Here is a 16,201-nt window from a genome sequence, read left to right as displayed (position 1 = left end):
ATGGGGCTGATCTCCGGACTGCTGCTGCTCCCCCTCGCGCCCGCCCGGGGCGTGGTGTGGGTCGCGGAGCGGTTGCAGGACGCCGCGGAACGCGAGCTCTACGACCCCGGCGTGATCCGCGCGCAGCTCGCGGCCCTCAACCGCGAACTCGACGAGGGACACATCGGGCTGGAGGAATTCGAAGCGGAAGAGGAGAGGCTGCTCGACCGGCTGTACGCCGCGCAGACCGGCCGGACACCGACAACAGAAGGTGACAGGCATGGATGACCAGGCGAAGGTGACGCTCGCAGCCGCCGTGGTAGGCGGATACGTGCTGGGCCGGACGAAGAAGGGCCGGCTGGCCCTGAGCGTCGCGACCTATCTGGCAGGGCGCCGGTTCGGACTCGAACCCCGCCAGCTGGCGGCCGAGGGGATGCGCAGGCTCGGCGAGGTCCCACAAGTGGCCGAACTGCAGAAGCAGTTGCGTGGCGAGGTTCTCGACGCGGGCCGCCAGGCGGTGACAGCCGCCGCCAACCGCTCCATGGTCTCCCTGGCGGACGCCATCGGCGACCGGACGGCGCGGCTCACCGCGCCGCCGGACGACGCGGCGGAGGACGAGGAAGAGGACGAAGGCGAGGAGGAGGAAGAGGAGCCCGAAGAAGAGGACGAGGAGGAGGAAGAGGAGCCCGAAGAAGAGGACGAGGAGGAGGACGAGGAAGAGGAGCCCGAAGAAGAGGACGAGGAGCCCGAGCAGGAAGAGGACCACGACGAGGAGGAGCCCGAAGAAGAGGACGAAGAGGCGTCCCCGCCGCCGTCCAGGGCGAAGAAGTCACCCGCCAGGAAGGCGGCCCCGGCCAAGAAGTCGGCTGAGGGGAAGGCCGCTCCGGCCAGGCGGCCCGCGGCGAAGAAGTCCGCCCCCGCCGAGAAGGCCCCGGCCAAGAAGGCCCCCGCCAAGAAGGCCCCCGCCAAGAAGGCCCCCGCCAAGAAGGCCCCGGCCAAGAAGGCCCCGGCCAAGAAGGCCCCGGCCAAGAAGGCTCCGGCCAAGGAGGCCGCAGCCAAGAAGTCCGCTCCCGCGAAGAAGACGGCAGCGAAGAAGACCGCCCCGGCCAAGAAGTCGGCAGCCAAGAAGTCGGCGTCCGGCACATCGGCGGCCAAGAAGCCCGCAACGAAGAAGCCCGCGAACAAGCCCGCCGCCAAGAAGTCTGCTGCGAAGAAGACAGCGGCATCGAAGCGGTCGGCATCCAAGCGCGCCGACCGCCGGAGGTAGTCAGCCATGGCAACGACGGACAAGGACGAATCCGAGGCTCCGGCGGAGTCGGGTGTCGACCGCATCAAAGAGGAGCTGTCGAAGTTCGCCAGTGCTCAGGTCCAGCAGCTCGCCGAGAGGGCGGGGGACAAACTCAAGGACCTGACCGGCCAGTTGAGTGACAGTGCCGAGAACGGCGGCTCGCTCCCCGCCATCGCCTCGCGCGTGCTCCAGGGCGAATCCCCGGCCAAGGCCTTTATGTCGGAGAAGGCCAAGGGTGCCAAGGACGCGGTGGTGGACAAGGCGAAAGGCCTCTTCGGCGGTGGCGGTGATGGCGGCGGCGGTGGGAAGGGCAACCGCAAGTCCGGCGGCGGAAAGTTCATGAACATCATCGAAGTGATGGACGTCGGCGTACCGCTGCGTACCGCCTACGACGCCTGGACGCAGTACGACGAGTTCAGCGGCTTCATGAAGGGCGTCCAGAGCGTCTCGAAGGGCGAGGACGAGGAGAGCGACTGGAAGGTCAAGGTCGGCCCCTCCTCCCGCAGCTTCAAGGCCACGGTGCAGGAACAGGTGCCGGACGACCGGATCGTCTGGACGTCCGAGGGCGCCAAGGGCAGCACGCGCGGCGCCATCAGCTTCCACGAACTGGCCCCGAACCTGACGCGGATCGTGCTGGTCGTGGAGTACTACCCGTCCGGGTTCTTCGAGAAGACGGGCAACCTCTGGCGTGCCCAGGGCCGCCGCGTGCGGCTGGACTTCAAGCACTTCCACCGGTATGTGACCCTCACCGAGGAGGAGCCGGAGGGATGGCGCGGCGAGATCCGTGACGGCGAGGTCGTGGTCACCCACGAGGAGGCCGTCGAACGCGAGGAGGCGGAGGAGTCCGAGGACGAGGAGGGCGGGGAGGACCAGGAGTACGGCGAGGAAGAGCCCGAGGAGGAGGCGGCCGAGGACGAGGAGCCCGAAGAGGAAGAAGAGGAAGAAGAGGACTACGACGAGGACGGCGAGGACGAGGAGGACGAAGAAGACGAAGAGGACGAAGAAGACGAAGAGGACGAGGAGCCTGAGGACGAAGACGAAGAGGACGAAGAGGACGAAGTGGAAGAGGAGTCCGAGGAGCCGCCCGCTCCGAGGCGCGCCAGCCGCAGGCGCCGGTCGGAGGCCGCGCGGTGACCGACCTCGACTTCCGCCAGGGAGGGCCGCCGGCCAACGGCCCCCAGACCACCAACCTCGCCGACATCCTCGAACGCGTCCTGGACAAGGGCATCGTCATCGCCGGGGACATCAAGATCGACCTCCTCGACATCGAGCTCCTCACCATCCGGCTCCGCCTCTTCGTGGCATCCGTCGACACTGCGAAGAAGGCGGGCATCGACTGGTGGGAGACCGATCCGGCTCTCAGCTCCAAGGCGTCACGCAACGCCCTGGAGGACGAGAACCGCCGGCTGCGGGAACGCCTCCAGGCCCTCGAACCGGCCGCGGACGAGTTCGACGGCCCGGCCCCGCACCGGAACGCCGACAGGCACAACAGCGAGGAGAACAGGCAGAGATGACGCACCCCGTCCCCCCGGCCCAGGCTCCGGGCACCGGTGTCACGTACGTGTTCGCCGTCTGCCGGGGCACTCGTGCCGTGAACACGGCGGACGTCACGCGCCTGGCCGGCATGCCCGGCGGCGCGACGGTCCGGCTGCTGCCTTCCGGGCCGCTGACCGCCGTGGTCCAGACCGTCCCGGCCGCCGACTTCACGGACGAGGTCTGGCAGTCCCGGCTCTCGGACCGGCAGGAGATCGAGCGGTACGCACGGGCCCACCACGAGGTCGTGTCCGCCGCGGCCGTCCACGGCCCCGCCGTACCGCTGCCCCTCGCCACGCTCTACCACGACGACGACCGGGCCCGCCGGGCCCTCGATGACGAGGCGCACCGCTTCCACGGCGTGCTGAAGCGCATCGCGCACCACGCCGAGTGGGGCGTGAAGGTGTACGAGCCCGTGGCCGCCCGGCAGGACCAGGAGGAGAGGGAAGCCGCTCCCGTGGGTAGCGGCGGGCGCGAGGCCCCCGCCCCCGGAGCGGGGCTCGCCTACCTGAACCGCAAACGCGGGGTCCAGGAGCGCCGGGAGCGGCGCCGGGAGCAGGCCCTGTCCGTAGCGGAATCGGTGGACGCCGAACTCCGTGAGCTGGCGGCCGCGTCACGCCGCCTCCGTACGCACGGAGCCGTACCGGGGGGCGACAGCCGGGTGCACGTGCTCAACGCGACGTACCTCGTGGCCGAGCAGCGCGCGGACGAACTGGCATCGCTGGTACGTGCTTTGGGCGAGCGGGCCGGAACGCGGATCGAGCTGACCGGGCCCTGGGTGCCGTACTCCTTCGTCGGGGAGGTGTGACCGGTGGACGCGGAGCGCGCGGTGGTGCCGTGGGACAGCCCGGAACCGCTGAGCGGGCCCATCGGAGTGCCGCTGGTGGACTTGCTGGACCGTGTTCTGGCGACCGGGGTCGTCGTCAGCGGGGACCTGGTGATCGCCATCGCCGACGTACCTCTCGTACGAGTTTCGCTGCACGCCCTGTTGTCGTCGGTCAGCGAGCGGGTCCCGGCGCCCTGGGCCGACGGGGGGCCGCTGTGACGGGCTCGGGCGCGGGTTCGCGGGTCGATCTGGACTCCGAGCAGATGGGGCGGGACCTGGTGGCCCTGGTCCTGACCGTGGTGGAGCTGCTCCGGCAGTTGATGGAGCGTCAGGCCATCCGCCGGGTGGAACAGGGTGACCTCAGCGATGGGCAGGTCGAGGAGATCGGGACCACGCTCATGCTGCTCGACCAGCGGATGAAGGAGCTCTGCGACCAGCACGGTGTGCGGCCGGAGGACCTCAATCTGGACCTCGGCCCCCTCGGGACGCTACTGCCCCGCGACTGAGGTCCGGTACCCCGAATGGCGGATGGCTGCGGGCGGGCGGAGAGTGGATGAGGGGGCCCGCGCGGGTGGGAGGAGCACCCGTGGCAACCACATCCTGTGAGGCGGACATGGTCGACATCGAACCTCAAAGCGGAAACCCGGCGACGAGCGGCGGGAGCGGAGGAAGCGGCGTGCGAGGCAGGACCACCATCGCCGACGGCGTCGTGGCCACCATCGCGGGCATCGCGATCCGTGAGACCGACGGCGTTCATTCGGTGGGCAAGGGCGCGTCGAAGGCACTGGGCGCCGTGACGGGCCGGGTCTCCGGATCCTCGAGCAGCGGACGGACCGTGAAGGTCGAGGTGGGCGAGAAACAGACGGCGATCGACGTCGACGTCGAGGTGGAGTACGGCGTTCCGATCGACGAGCTGGCCGACCGGATCCGCACGCATGTCGTCGACGCGGTGGAGACGATGACCGGACTGGAGGTCGTCGAGGTCAACATCAACGTCTTCGACGTGCACATCCCGGACGATGACGACGATGACGACGAGGATGGCGCGGACGGCGGCGGTTCCCGCAGCGGGGGCTCCCGCGTGAGGTGATCCCAGCCCTGGCCCGGGGCCGGGCCGATTGTCAGTGGTGGCTGCGAGGATGGGGACATCGACGCAGGACACCGCGAATCACTGGGGGGACCCCATGGGCGCCTGGGACATCGGCCATTTCGACAACGACACCGCAGCCGACTTCGGCGGGCGCGTGGACGACGCGGAGCCGGAGAAGAAGGCGGACGTGCTCCGTGCCGTCCTGGCCGCCGCTGCGGGCACCGCCCCGCAGGACTATCTCGACAGCGGCGAGGAGGCGGTGGCGGCCGCCGCCCTGGTCGCCGCCCAGTGCCCCGGCGGCGAGCCCGTCACCACGGCGTACGGCCCCAAGGACCCGCTGCCCCAGCTCCCGGCCGATCTGCGCCCGCTCGCGGTCCGCGCCCTGGACCGCCTCACCGGTGCCAACGCGGAGCCGCTGGACCTGTGGGCCGATGCCGGGGCGGAGACGGAGTGGCTGGCGGGGATAGCCGCCCTGCGCGCGGTGCTGGCGGGGGCGCCGGGGGAGTGAGGACGGGCGCTCGGTCAGCCGGGGCCCGGATAGCTGCCCACCGCACCGTCGATGAGCTCCCGGACGATGTCCATGTGCCCGGCGTGCCGCGCCGTGTCCTCCAGCATGTGGATGAGCACCCACCGCATCGACACGACCCGGCCGTCCCACGCGGTGCCCGTCGTCTCCAGGTCCGTCTCCCGGATCGAGGCGTCGGCGGCCGCGCGGGCGCGTGCGTAGAACGCCAGGATGTCGGCGGTCGTCTCGTCGGGGCCGGCCGCCATGTCCTCGGTCGCCGGGTCGAACCGGAACGGCTCGGTCTCCCGGCCGAACGGCGAGCAGAACCAGCCGTATTCGACGGCGGCGAGATGCTTGACCAGGCCGAGTAGATTCGTCCCGGTCGGGGTCATCGGACGGCGCAGCTGCTCGTCGTCCAGCCCTTCCAGCTTCCACAGCACGACGTCGCGGTGGCGGTCGAGGCTGAGGTGGAGGCTCTCCTTCTCGCCTCCGGTGTACGGGACAGGGGGCACGTGGGTCACAGGGGAGCTCATGCGCGAACCCTAACGGCGAACACGGGGGCGCGCCCTCAGCGTTTGGGCCGGCCCGCGCGCACGATCTCGTCCACATTCAGGCTGACTGCGGCGCCGATGGAGGCGGGCAGCGGAGCCTCCTGGCCGGGGGCGTAGACCTCGTGGCGGTCGTAGCCGGCGGGGAGCGGCTCGGTCAGGACGTGGAGGCGGCTGTGCTTCCGGTCCACGATGAGGTACACCGGGATCTCGGCCTGGGCGTAGGCGGTGACCTTGTTGCGGACGTCGTTCTGGTAGTTCCCGGAGATGACCTCCAGGACGAGGCGGAAGCAGGGCGGGATCGTAGCTGTTGTTCTCGCGCAGGTGCCGGTCGAAGTCGGCGTCGACGATCGCCAGATCGGGGATCGCGAAGTCCTGGAGGCCACCGGGGAGCCAGAGGCCGATGCCCTGGACGACCTCGCTCTCGCCGTCGTCGAGCCCTGCGGCGATGAAAGGGCGGTGCCGAGGGCATCATCGTAGGGCGGGACAGCCGGAGATCACGCTTGTGGCATATGCCACCCGGTCGAGCGACGCGGAGACGGCCCGGCACACCGTGGGGGTGCCGGGCCGTCTCCGTACAGCAGGAAGAGCCGTGCGTTACAGCTTCTCGATCACGTAGTCGACGCACGCCGTCAGCGCCTGCACGTCCGCCGGGTCGATCGCCGGGAACATCGCCACGCGCAGCTGGTTGCGGCCCAGCTTGCGGTACGGCTCGGTGTCCACGATGCCGTTGGCGCGCAGCACCTTGGCGACGCCGGCCGCGTCGATCTCGTCCGAGAAGTCGATCGTGCCGATGACCTGCGAGCGCTTCGCCGGGTCCGTGACGAACGGGGTCGCGTACTTGGACTCGTCGGCCCACCCGTAGAGGTGGCCGGACGAGGCGGCCGTGCGGCCGGTGGTGAAGTCCAGGCCGCCCTGGGTGTTCATCCACTTCAGCTGCTCGTTCAGCAGGAAGAGGGTGGACAGCGCCGGCGTGTTGTACGTCTGGTTCTTGAGGGAGTTGTCGATCGCCGTCGGGAGCGAGAAGAACTCCGGGATGTGCCGGCCCGAGGCGTGGATCCGGGCGGCGCGCTCCAGGGCGGCCGGGGAGAACACGCCGATCCAGAGGCCGCCGTCGGAGGCGAAGGACTTCTGCGGGGCGAAGTAGTAGACGTCGGACTCGGTGATGTCGACCGGGAGGCCGCCCGCACCGGAGGTGGCGTCCACCAGGACGAGGGAGCCCTCGTCGGCGCCCGCGACGCGCTTGACCGGTGCCGCGACACCCGTCGACGTCTCGTTGTGCGTGAAGGCGTAGACGTCGACGCCCGCCTCGGCCTGCGGGTCCGGGTGGGTGCCCGGGTCGGCGGCGATGACGGTGGGGTCGGACAGCCAGGGCGCGAGCTTCGCGGCCTTGGCGAACTTGGAGGAGAACTCACCGAAGTTCAGGTGCTGGGACTTCGTCTCGATCAGACCGTGCGTCGCGATGTCCCAGAAGGCGGTGGAGCCGCCGTTGCCGAGGATGACCTCGTACCCCTCGGGGAGGGAGAAGAGGCTGCGCACACCGTCGCGTACCTCGCCGACCAGGTTCTTGACCGGGGCCTGGCGGTGGGACGTACCGAGGAGAGAGGTGCCGGTGGCGGCCAGCGCGTCGAGCGCCTCCGTCCGCACCTTGGAAGGACCGGCGCCGAAGCGTCCGTCGGCGGGCTTGATGTCAGCGGGAATCTGGATGTCGGCCACGCGTCGGAGCGTAGTCCCTCGGTGGCACGGCTCAGCAACCGTGTCCGTCCGATGAGACGGGTGCTCCGACCCGTGGACCCCCGTGAGGGGGGAACGTCTACGCGTCGTGGCCGAACGGGCAGCCCAGCGCCACCGGCAGCTCGTACAGGTCGTTCTGCGTCACGATCGGCTTGTTGCGCAGCTTGGAGGCCGGGACCGCCAGTTCCAGCTCCGGGAAGCGCTCGTAGAGGGCGGGGAGCGCGATGCCCGCCTCCAGGCGGGACAGCGCCGCACCCGGGCAGACGTGCGGGCCGTGGCCGAAGGCGATGTGGCGGTTCGGGGTGCGGGTGGCGTCGAACTCGCCTGCCGTCGGGCCGTACTGCTCCTCGTCCCGGCCCAGCGCCCCGAACGAGATGATCAGGCCCTCGCCCTTCGGGAGGATCTTGTCGCCGACCTCGATGTCCTCGGTCGCGAAGCGGATCAGGACGTGCGAGGTCGGGGTGTTCCAGCGCAGCGTCTCCTCGATCACGCCGTCCCACGGGATCTCGCCGTTCAGCACCTGCTTGCGCTGCTCGGGGTGGGTCTGGAGGGCCTCGACCACGTTGACGATCAGGCTGATCGTGGTCTCATGTCCGGCGGCGATGATCAGTTGCAGCGTGTTGACGATCTCCTCGTCGGTGAGGTGGTCACCGTCCTCGGAGGCCGCGATCAGGGCGCTGGTCAGGTCGTCGCCCGGGTTCGCCCGCTTGTCGTCCACGATCTTCGTGAAGAGGGCACCGAGGTCCGCCATCATCTGCGGGACCTCCTCCGGCGGGGTCTGCGTCGAGAAGAACTTCTCGAACAGCTCCTTCAGCCGGGGGTGGTCCGCCGCGTCCACGCCCATCAGCTCGCTGATCACGTTCATCGGGAGGGGGTAGGCGAACTCGGCCTTCAGGTCCACCGGCTGTCCGGCCGGGAAGGCCGCCAGCTTCTCCAGACTCGCGTTCGTCAGCGCCTCGATGCCCTCCCGCAGCCGCTCCACCCGACGCACTGTGAGCGCCTGGGCCACCAGCGTACGGAGGCGGCGGTGGTCGGCCCCGTCGACCGTCAGCATCGAGCGGCCCGGGTTGGCCAGGCCGATCAGCGGCCAGTCCATCGGTATCTCGCCGCGCTGCCAGGCGCCCCACACGTTGATGTCCTTGACCACCCGGCTGTCCGTGAGCAGCGCGCGGGCCTCCGCGTGGCGGGTGACCGCGTAGACGTGCACCCCGCCCGGCAGCTCCACCTCGGCCAGCGGACCGGCGGCCCGCAGGGCGGCGCTCTCGCCGTCGAGGTCGGTGACGAACGGGTCCAGCGCGATGCGGGTCATGCGGGGCCTCCGAGGCTTCCGGGTCTACCGAGGGCGGGCGTGGGCGTGAAGATCACCGGCAGGTCCGTCAGACCGCGCAGCCACGGCGACGGGCGGCGGGTCAGCTGCTCGGCGGGGACGGCCAGGTCCACGTCCGGCAGCCGGTCCAGCAGGACCTCGATGCCGGTACGGGCGATGACCTCGGCGGTCTCCTGGGCGGGGAACGGGCAGCGGTGCTCGCCGTGGCCGAAGGAGAGGAAGGCGTTGTTGCCGCCGGTCAGCGCCGAGGCGTGGGTCCTCACCTGCGGGTCGCCGTTGGCGGCGGCGATCCCCAGGAGCAGCAGGTCCCCGGCGCGGATGTGGCGGCCGCCGAGGTGGGTGTCGCGGGCGGCCCAGCGGCCCGCCACGTTCTGCGAGGGGGTGTCCTCCCAGAGGACCTCGTTCATGGCTTCGGCGACGCTGTGGCGGCCGCCGGAGAGCGAGGCGGCGAACCGGTCGTCGGTGAGCATCAGGCGCAGCGAGTTGCCCATCCAGTCGGCGGTCGGCTGGTGCCCGGCCGCCATCATCACCATGAGGTCCTGGGCGACCTCCTCGTCGGTGAAGCCGCCGGCGTCCGCGATCATCCGGCTGGCGACGTCGTCACCGGGCTCGGCGTGCTTGTCGGCCAGGAGCTGGAACATCGACGTCCCCAGGTGCTGCTGCCCGGCGAGCGCCCGCTCCCGGCCGTCGATCATGTCGTTGATCGCGCCGACCAGGGGGTAGGCCTCCTCGTCGGAGAAGCCGTAGATCCTGGCCAGCACGAGGGCGGGCAGCAGCTTGGCGTACTCCGCGATGATGTCGACCGAGCCCTTGGTGCAGAACCGGTCGATCAGCTCGTCCGCGAACTCCTCCGCGTACCGCTTCAGGGAGAACGGGTCGACGCCCTCCAGCGCGTTGCTGATCATCATCGCCCGGACGCTGTGGCGCTCGCCGACCGTGTAGAGGATCGAGGGCTGCTTGCGCCCGATCATCGGCAGCAGCGGCCAGTCGTCCGGGATGTGGTCCCACTGGTTCCACAGGTCGGAGTCCCGGCTGAAGAGGGACGGGTCGCCGGTTACCTGGTGCAGCTCGCGGTATCCGAGGACGAGCCAGGCGGGCACGTCGCCGTCCAGCACGACCGGGGCGACGGCGCCGTGGTCGCGCCGCATGTCCCGGTAGAGCTGGACGGGGTCGCTCTGGAAACGGGGCCCGGACAGGGGTACGGACGCGTGGGTGACGGGGCAGCCGGAGGGGGTGGTCACGGGGCGGGCTCCGGGGTCGGGGCGGCCGTCGCCAGAGCCGCCTCGGGGGCGAGCAGGCGGGCGGCGGAGAGGGCGGCGAGGTGCTCGACGAGCGTGATGAGCACGTACTTGCTGGAGGACCGGTCCCGGGCGTCGCACTCCACCAGCGGCACGTCCTCCGCGAGGTCCAGGGCCTCGCGGATCTGCTGCTCGCTGTGGAGCGGGCCGCCGAAGTCGTTGCACGCCACGATGAACGGCGTGCCGTGGTGCTCCAGGCGGTCGATGGCGTACCAGGAGTCGGCGAGCCGGCGGGTGTCCACCAGGACGACCGCGCCGAGCGTGCCGGAGAACAGCCGGTCCCACAGGAACCAGAACCGCTCCTGTCCGGGCGCGCCGAAGAGGTACAGCACCGAGCGTTCGTCGAGCGTGATGCGGCCGAAGTCGAACGCCACGGTGGTGGAGGTCTTGGCCTGTACGCCGTCGAGGTGGTCGACGGCCTCGCCCGCGCGGGTCATCGTCTCCTCCGTGTTGAGCGGACGGATCTCGCTCACGGATCGGACCATGGTGGTCTTGCCGACCCCGAAGCCGCCCACGACAACGATCTTGAGTCCGTTGTCCGCGGTGTCGCTCAGGGTGGCGCGGTCAGAGGTTGCGGAGTCCAACGAGCACCTGTTCCAGGATGTCGGGGTCGGGGAGCCGGTCCGCGACACGGGCGGTACGGGGGTGGCGGGCGCTGATCCGGCCGGTGTCCAGCAGGTCGCACAGCATGATGCGGACGATGCTGACCGGCAGGTTCAGGTTCGCGGCGATCTCGACGACGGCGGTGGGGCCCTGGCACATCCGCAGGATCGCGACGTGCTCCGACTGCATGCCGGGGGCCGGGTCGCACTCGGCGACGACGAGGGTCACCAGGTCGAAGGCGGCCGAGTCGGAGCGGCTGCGTCCCCCGGTGAGGGTGTACAGCCGGTCCGGATCGTCGTCGCGGCCCGGGCGGGGGCGGGGCGCCGTCGTCATACGGCCGAGCTCTCGGCCGCCGGAAGATCGGCGGCGGGGGAGCGCGGCGGGGCGACGAGGTGTTCGCCGAGCTGCTCGACGAGCTCGCTCATGTTGTGGCCCACCAGGCCTACGTCGGAGTCCTCGTCGGCGACGACGGCCAGGTGGGCGCCCGCGCCCGCCTCGACGATGAACAGCACACCGCCGTAGAACTCGGCCATCGCGGACCGTACGCCGCCGGTGCCGTCACCGAACTCGATGGACGCGCCGTGCGAGAGGCTCTGGATCCCGGCGGAGATCGCGGCCAGCTGGTCGGCCTGGTCGACCGAGAGCTCGGGGGTGCGGCACAGCTTGAGGCCGTCGCGGGACAGGACGAGGGCGTGGCGGGTCCCGGGGGTGCGGTCGAGCAGCCCCTCCAGCAGCCAGTTGAGCTTCTCGTCGGTGGTCGCGGTCATCGGGTGTTGCCTTCCGGGTGCGGGGAGTTGGCACGTACCGCGCGGCTGAAGGTGCTGAAGCGCGCGGCCTGGACCTTCGGGTCGGTGGTACGGGCCCGGGGGTTGTCGGCTCCGCCGGGGGTGGCGTTGCCGGTACGGGCTTCGGCGGCGGCCAGCGTGCGGCCGCGGCGGCGCTTGGGCAGGCCGCTCTCGCCGAACGCGGGGACGGTGCCGGTGGACTCGGACTCGGACTCCGTGCGCTCGGACTCCGTGCGCTGCGGCTCCGCCGCCGGGGTCAGGGGCTCGGATGAGTCGATGGCGGTGAGGGTCCGGGCCGTGGGCGTGGTCTCGGCGGTGTCCGCGCCGGCGGCCGAGGCGTGCGACGGCTCCGGCTCGACGGGAGCGGGAGGCGCGGGGGAAGCGGCCGCGGCCGGGAGCGCGGCCGCCGGGCCCGGGGCCGGTGCGGTGGTGCGGGAGATGAGGTCCTGCGGGAGCATCATCAGCGCGCCGGTGCCGCCCCGGGCGGACGGCCGGAAGGAGACGGTCAGGCCGTGTTTACGGGCCAGCCGGCCGACGACGGCGAGGCCGAGCCGGGTGCCGGAAAGGTTGGTGAGGTCCTGGTGGTCGGCGGAGACGGCCTTCTCCGCGCGGCGCAGCTGCACCTCGCTCATGACCAGGCCGCTGTCCTCGACGGTGATGACGATGCCCGCCGGGACCTCCTCCACGTAGACGTGGACCTCGGCGGTGGGCGGCGAGAAGTTGGCCGCGTTGTCGAGGAGTTCGGCGAGTGCGTGCATGACGCCCTCGGCCGCGTGCCCGGCGATCGCGACGTCGCTGGTGGAGTGGAGGCGGACGCGCTGGTAGCTGCCGATCCGGCCCATCGCGCCGCGCAGGATCGACTCCATGACGATCGGCTTGGCCCAGCGCCGCCCGGACCGCGCCCCGGTCAGTACGGCGATGGAGTCCGCGAGCCGGCCCGCCTGGGCGGTGCGGTGGTCCAGGTAGAGCAGGTCCCCGAGCACGGACTCGTCCGTGTGGCGGTGCTCCATCTCCCGCAGGTCGGCCAGCATGCTGGTGGCCAGGGCCTGCATCCGCCCGGCGGCGTTGGCGCAGGCCGCGACGGCGGCGGAGCGCTCGGTCTCGGCGCGGGTGGCGCGGGCGGTGAGCCGGTCGACGGTCACGGACAGCCGGGACCGCTCGGCGGCGGCCTCCGCGGCTATCCGCTCGACCTCGGTGCGGGCCTCGGCGGCGACCCGGGCGGTCTCGGCGGAGGCGGCGGCCTTGATCCGGGCGGTCTCCGCGGTGAAGCGCTGGGCCTCGGCCGCGGAGGCGGAGACCAGGCGCGAGGTCTCGGAGGTGAACCGCTGGGTGTCGGCGGCCCGCAGGGAGCGCAGCGTGCGCGCGGCCCCCAGGGTGTGCACGGTGACGGCCACACTGACGCTCAGCAGCACGGCGGCCGCACCCGCGCCCCAGGCCAGCGGGGACCGTACCGAAGCGGGGGCCGCGGCCACGGCCCACAGAGTCAGCGTGCCGGTGACGGCTGCCGAAATCAGCAGGGCGAGTGCGGTGGGCCTGAATGAGGGGCGCAATCGAAAGTCCTCGGTGGCGGACGGTGCGGAACGGGCGAAACTGCACCGGCTAAATCCGGACAGTTCACCACGGGAGCGGGCGATCGTGCACAACTGGAGCTGATAGTTCCTGCTCAAGTCTTGGTCACTATAGGAGACTTGACGGTCTGTTTGGGAAGATCTTGTGGGCTTTTTTGTGCGGCTTGCGGGTTTTTATCCGTCCGCATCCCAAGAGTTCATCTGTACCGACGGCATGCTGAAGCCATGGCCGAACAGCATCGCCCGCACCGTCGCCCGACCTCCGAGGCCCCTGACGGGTTCGCCGCCGCGCTCCGCTCCGCCGTGCGCGGCGAGGCCGACTTCGGCCCCACCGCCCGGGCCCTGATGACGATGGACGCCTCCAACTACCGCCGCGTCCCCCTCGGGGTCCTCGCCCCGCGCGACGCCGACGACGTCGCGGCGGCACTGACGGTCTGCCAGGAGTTCGAAGTCCCCGTCGTTCCGCGCGGCGGCGGCACGTCCATCGCGGGACAGGCCACCGGGACCGGCCTCGTCCTGGACCTCACCCGCCACCTGCGCTCGATCCTCGCCCTGGACCCGGCCGCCCGCACCGCCGTCGTCCAGCCCGGCGTCATCCTGGACGACCTGCGGGCCGCCGCCGCCCCGCACGGCCTCACCTTCGGCCCGGACCCGTCCACGCACAGCCGCTGCACCCTCGGCGGCATGATCGGCAACAACTCCTGCGGCTCGCACTCGGTGGCCTGGGGCGCCACGGCGGACAACGTGCGGGGTCTTTCGGTGGTCCGGTACGGGGGTGAGGCGCTGCGGCTGGAGCAGAGGAGCGCCGTGGGCCCCCACGGTGTACGCCAACTGATCGACGCCCACCTCGCCCTCCTCCGCACCGGCTACCCCGACCTCCCGCGCCGCATCTCCGGCTACGCGCTAGACGCCCTGCTCCCCGAACACCCCGGCGGCCCCGACCCCGTACGGGCGTTCTGCGGCAGCGAAGGCACCCTCGCCGTGGTCACCGAGGCGACCGTCCGTCTGGTCGAGGCCCCGCGCGCCCGCGCCCTGGCCGTCCTCGGGTACGCCGACGAGTCCGCGGCGGCCGAGGCGGCTCCGGGCCTCCTCCCGTACCGCCCGCTCACCGCCGAGGGCATGGCCGCCGACCTCGTACGCGAACCGGCCGGGCTGCCGCGCGGGGCCGCCTGGCTCTTCGTGGAGACGGGCGGCGCCACCCCGGCCGAGGCGCGGGCGCACGCCGAGCGCATCCTGCGGGCGGCCGACGCGGTGGACGGGACCGTCGTGACCGACCCCGCCGGGCAGCGGGCCCTGTGGCGCATCCGCGAGGACGCCTCCGGGACCGCGACCCGGATGCCCGACGGCACCGAGGCCTGGCCCGGCTGGGAGGACTGCGCGGTGCCGCCGGCCCGGCTCGGCCCCTACCTCCGCGACTTCCGGGCCCTGCTCGCCCAGCACGGCCTGCGCGGAACGCCGTACGGCCACTTCGGCGACGGCTGCATCCACGTACGCATCGACTTCGACCTCCTGACATCGGCGGGTGTGTCGAGGTTCCGCTCCTTCTCCGAGGAGCTGGCGGACCTCGTCGTCGCGCACGGCGGCTCCCTCAGCGGCGAGCACGGCGACGGGCAGGCGCGCGCGGAGCTGCTGCCCCGGATGTACGGGTCCGAACTCGTCGGCCTCTTCGGCCGGTACAAGGACCTGTGGGACCCCGCGGGCGGCCTGAACCCCGGCATGCTCACCCGCCCGGCGCCCCTTGACGTGAACCTCCGCTTCGACGTCCTGCCGAAGCGCCCGGTGGACGTGGAGTTCGGATACCCGCAGGACGGCGGCGACTTCACGGGGGCGGTGCGGCGGTGCGTCGGCGTCGCCAAGTGCCGTACGGAGACGGCCCCGGGCGCGGGCGTGATGTGCCCGTCCTTCCGGGTGACCGGTGAGGAGGCGCACTCGACGCGGGGAAGGGCGCGGCTGCTGCACGAGATGCTCGCGGGCGAGGTGATCACGGACGGCTGGCGGAGCACGGAGGTACGGGACGCGCTCGACCTCTGCCTCTCCTGCAAGGGGTGCCGCAGCGACTGCCCGGTCGGCGTCGACATGGCCACGTACAAGGCGGAGTTCCTGCACCACCACTACCGGGGCCGGCTCCGCCCCGCCGCCCACTACGCACTGGGCCGCCTCCCGCACTGGCTGCGCCTGGCGCGTCCCTTCGCCCGGCTCCTCAACGCCCTGGCCCGCATCCGCCCCCTCGCCGCGACGGTGAAACGGCTGGCGGGGATCGCGCCCGAGCGGACGATCCCGAAGCTGGCGACTCAGACGTACAGCCGATGGCTGCGCGGGCACCAGGGCGAGGGGACGCACATCGCCTCGTCCAGCCGGGTGGTGCACGTCTGGGCGGACACCTTCACCGAGTACCTGTCCCCGCAGGTGGGCCGGGCGGCGGTCCGGGTGCTGGAGGAGGCGGCGGGGCGTACGGTGCTGCCGCCGCCGAGCGGGGTGTGCTGCGGCCTCACGTACGTGTCGACCGGGCAGCTGGACCGGGCCCGCGCGGTGATGCGCCGGACCCTGGACCGGGTCGGCCTGCTCCCCGGCCACCCGCTCGTCGTCCTCGAACCGAGCTGCGCCGCCACCCTCCGTACCGACCTGCCCGAACTCCTCCCCGACGACCCGCGCGCCGCCGAACTGGCCGCCTCCGTGCGCACCTTGGCCCAGTACCTGGAGGAGTACGCGCCCGACTGGACCCCGCCCCGGCTGAACCGCCCGGCCGCCGGCCAGACCCACTGCCACCAGCACGCGGTCCTCGGGGACGCGGCGGAGCGGCGGCTGCGGGAGCGGATGGGGCTGACGGGTGAGCTGAGCGGCGGGTGCTGCGGCTTGGCCGGGAACTTCGGCTTCGAGAAGGGGCACTGGGAGGTGTCCGTCGCGTGTGCGGAGGAGAAACTTCTGCCTGCGGTGAGGGCGTCGGGGCCCGGCACGGAACTGCTGGCGGACGGGTTCTCCTGCCGTACGCAGCTGGATCAGCTGGCCGGGCGGCGGGCACGGCACCTGGCGGAGGCGATCGCGGAGGGGCTGGTGCACGAGAGGGAGGGAGGCCGCTGAAATGTGTTTCCCGCGCCTGTGGACGCTTGTACGGTGACG

General features: G+C 71.7%; 18 protein-coding genes and 1 pseudogene. 10 read left to right on the top strand and 9 right to left on the bottom strand.

All coding sequences use genetic code 11. The features are described 5' to 3' along the window. The 9 genes from ABZ154_RS18715 (at position 1) to ABZ154_RS18675 (ending at position 5,224) form a co-directional block, all read left to right on the top strand. Positions 1–267, top strand: coding sequence for a gas vesicle protein GvpG (locus ABZ154_RS18715; protein WP_356833918.1), 267 nt, complete (start codon positions 1–3; stop codon positions 265–267). Further along, positions 260–1,246 (top strand): histone protein, encoded by a 987-nt coding sequence (locus ABZ154_RS18710; protein ID WP_356833916.1) that lies wholly within the window; start codon positions 260–262, stop codon positions 1,244–1,246. Before ABZ154_RS18715 ends, ABZ154_RS18710 begins: the two co-directional genes overlap by 8 nt. Before the next feature lie 6 nt (positions 1,247–1,252). Then, the gene (locus ABZ154_RS18705; RefSeq protein WP_356833914.1) at positions 1,253–2,401 is read left to right on the top strand and encodes an SRPBCC family protein; all 1,149 of its coding nucleotides are present in this window, start codon (positions 1,253–1,255) and stop codon (positions 2,399–2,401) included. Continuing rightward, positions 2,398–2,781, top strand: a complete 384-nt coding sequence (locus tag ABZ154_RS18700) for a gas vesicle protein (protein WP_356833912.1) — start codon at positions 2,398–2,400, stop codon at positions 2,779–2,781. The genes ABZ154_RS18705 and ABZ154_RS18700 overlap by 4 nt, the downstream gene beginning before the upstream one ends. Next, on the top strand, positions 2,778–3,608 hold the full coding sequence (locus ABZ154_RS18695; protein ID WP_356833910.1) for a GvpL/GvpF family gas vesicle protein: 831 nt from the start codon (positions 2,778–2,780) through the stop codon (positions 3,606–3,608). Before ABZ154_RS18700 ends, ABZ154_RS18695 begins: the two co-directional genes overlap by 4 nt. Before the next feature lie 3 nt (positions 3,609–3,611). After that, the gene (locus ABZ154_RS18690; protein ID WP_030567144.1) at positions 3,612–3,845 is read left to right on the top strand and encodes a gas vesicle protein; all 234 of its coding nucleotides are present in this window, start codon (positions 3,612–3,614) and stop codon (positions 3,843–3,845) included. Continuing rightward, on the top strand, positions 3,842–4,132 hold the full coding sequence (locus ABZ154_RS18685; protein WP_356833908.1) for a gas vesicle protein K: 291 nt from the start codon (positions 3,842–3,844) through the stop codon (positions 4,130–4,132). Before ABZ154_RS18690 ends, ABZ154_RS18685 begins: the two co-directional genes overlap by 4 nt. Before the next feature lie 107 nt (positions 4,133–4,239). Then, on the top strand, positions 4,240–4,716 hold the full coding sequence (locus ABZ154_RS18680) for an Asp23/Gls24 family envelope stress response protein (RefSeq protein ID WP_356834054.1): 477 nt from the start codon (positions 4,240–4,242) through the stop codon (positions 4,714–4,716). 94 nt (positions 4,717–4,810) lie between these two features. Then, a complete protein-coding gene (locus ABZ154_RS18675) occupies positions 4,811–5,224 on the top strand; it encodes a DUF4259 domain-containing protein (RefSeq protein ID WP_356833906.1) in 414 nt (137 codons plus the stop codon). A 14-nt stretch (positions 5,225–5,238) separates the two neighbouring features. On the opposite strand, the gene ABZ154_RS18670 is transcribed toward ABZ154_RS18675, so the two are convergent. The 9 genes and pseudogenes from ABZ154_RS18670 to ABZ154_RS18630 all read right to left on the bottom strand — a co-directional run bounded on the left by ABZ154_RS18670 (position 5,239) and on the right by ABZ154_RS18630 (position 13,066). Then, the gene (locus tag ABZ154_RS18670; RefSeq protein WP_356833904.1) at positions 5,239–5,754 is read right to left on the bottom strand and encodes a DinB family protein; all 516 of its coding nucleotides are present in this window, start codon (positions 5,752–5,754) and stop codon (positions 5,239–5,241) included. A gap of 35 nt (positions 5,755–5,789) precedes the next feature. Continuing rightward, positions 5,790–6,225 (bottom strand): annotated as a pseudogene (locus ABZ154_RS18665) (Uma2 family endonuclease); the annotation flags it as partial. A gap of 141 nt (positions 6,226–6,366) precedes the next feature. Beyond that, entirely contained in the window at positions 6,367–7,485 is a 1,119-nt protein-coding gene (gene serC / locus ABZ154_RS18660; protein WP_356833902.1) for a phosphoserine transaminase, read from the bottom strand. Positions 7,486–7,582: 97 nt separating this feature from the next. After that, positions 7,583–8,812, bottom strand: a complete 1,230-nt coding sequence (locus tag ABZ154_RS18655; RefSeq protein WP_356833900.1) for a cytochrome P450 — start codon at positions 8,810–8,812, stop codon at positions 7,583–7,585. Next, positions 8,809–10,071 carry a cytochrome P450 gene (locus ABZ154_RS18650; protein ID WP_356833898.1) on the bottom strand — a complete coding sequence of 421 codons (1,263 nt, stop codon included), beginning with the start codon at positions 10,069–10,071 and terminating at the stop codon, positions 8,809–8,811. The genes ABZ154_RS18655 and ABZ154_RS18650 overlap by 4 nt, the downstream gene beginning before the upstream one ends. Beyond that, a complete protein-coding gene (locus tag ABZ154_RS18645; protein WP_356833896.1) occupies positions 10,068–10,712 on the bottom strand; it encodes an ATP/GTP-binding protein in 645 nt (214 codons plus the stop codon). Before ABZ154_RS18645 ends, ABZ154_RS18650 begins: the two co-directional genes overlap by 4 nt. After that, positions 10,693–11,064 (bottom strand): DUF742 domain-containing protein, encoded by a 372-nt coding sequence (locus ABZ154_RS18640; RefSeq protein ID WP_030083166.1) that lies wholly within the window; start codon positions 11,062–11,064, stop codon positions 10,693–10,695. Before ABZ154_RS18640 ends, ABZ154_RS18645 begins: the two co-directional genes overlap by 20 nt. Next, the gene (locus ABZ154_RS18635) at positions 11,061–11,498 is read right to left on the bottom strand and encodes a roadblock/LC7 domain-containing protein (protein WP_093694139.1); all 438 of its coding nucleotides are present in this window, start codon (positions 11,496–11,498) and stop codon (positions 11,061–11,063) included. Before ABZ154_RS18635 ends, ABZ154_RS18640 begins: the two co-directional genes overlap by 4 nt. Continuing rightward, the gene (locus tag ABZ154_RS18630) at positions 11,495–13,066 is read right to left on the bottom strand and encodes an ATP-binding protein (protein WP_356834052.1); all 1,572 of its coding nucleotides are present in this window, start codon (positions 13,064–13,066) and stop codon (positions 11,495–11,497) included. The genes ABZ154_RS18635 and ABZ154_RS18630 overlap by 4 nt, the downstream gene beginning before the upstream one ends. 243 nt (positions 13,067–13,309) lie before the next feature. Here ABZ154_RS18630 and ABZ154_RS18625 point away from each other — a divergent pair, with 243 nt between their 5' ends. Further along, positions 13,310–16,162: an FAD-binding and (Fe-S)-binding domain-containing protein gene (locus tag ABZ154_RS18625; protein WP_356833893.1), complete on the top strand. Its 2,853-nt coding sequence runs from the start codon at positions 13,310–13,312 to the stop codon at positions 16,160–16,162. Positions 16,163–16,201 lie beyond the last annotated feature (39 nt).

Source organism: Streptomyces sp. NPDC006261 (genome assembly GCF_040613515.1).
Taxonomy (GTDB): domain Bacteria; phylum Actinomycetota; class Actinomycetes; order Streptomycetales; family Streptomycetaceae; genus Streptomyces.
Note: the sequence above shows the minus strand (reverse complement) of the source record. Positions and strands in the feature narration are given on the sequence as shown.

What these genes read in the sequence shown, in the direction of transcription:
- ABZ154_RS18715 (WP_356833918.1), top strand. Translation starts at nt 1, where the DNA reads ATGGGGCTGATCTCCGGACTGCTGCTGCTCCCCCTCGCGCCCGCCCGG.
- ABZ154_RS18710 (WP_356833916.1), top strand. Translation starts at nt 260, where the DNA reads ATGGATGACCAGGCGAAGGTGACGCTCGCAGCCGCCGTGGTAGGCGGA.
- ABZ154_RS18705 (WP_356833914.1), top strand. Translation starts at nt 1,253, where the DNA reads ATGGCAACGACGGACAAGGACGAATCCGAGGCTCCGGCGGAGTCGGGT.
- ABZ154_RS18695 (WP_356833910.1), top strand. Translation starts at nt 2,778, where the DNA reads ATGACGCACCCCGTCCCCCCGGCCCAGGCTCCGGGCACCGGTGTCACG.
- ABZ154_RS18680 (WP_356834054.1), top strand. Translation starts at nt 4,240, where the DNA reads ATGGTCGACATCGAACCTCAAAGCGGAAACCCGGCGACGAGCGGCGGG.
- ABZ154_RS18675 (WP_356833906.1), top strand. Translation starts at nt 4,811, where the DNA reads ATGGGCGCCTGGGACATCGGCCATTTCGACAACGACACCGCAGCCGAC.
- ABZ154_RS18670 (WP_356833904.1), bottom strand. Translation starts at nt 5,754, where the DNA reads ATGAGCTCCCCTGTGACCCACGTGCCCCCTGTCCCGTACACCGGAGGC.
- ABZ154_RS18655 (WP_356833900.1), bottom strand. Translation starts at nt 8,812, where the DNA reads ATGACCCGCATCGCGCTGGACCCGTTCGTCACCGACCTCGACGGCGAG.
- ABZ154_RS18640 (WP_030083166.1), bottom strand. Translation starts at nt 11,064, where the DNA reads ATGACGACGGCGCCCCGCCCCCGCCCGGGCCGCGACGACGATCCGGAC.
- ABZ154_RS18635 (WP_093694139.1), bottom strand. Translation starts at nt 11,498, where the DNA reads ATGACCGCGACCACCGACGAGAAGCTCAACTGGCTGCTGGAGGGGCTG.
- ABZ154_RS18625 (WP_356833893.1), top strand. Translation starts at nt 13,310, where the DNA reads ATGGCCGAACAGCATCGCCCGCACCGTCGCCCGACCTCCGAGGCCCCT.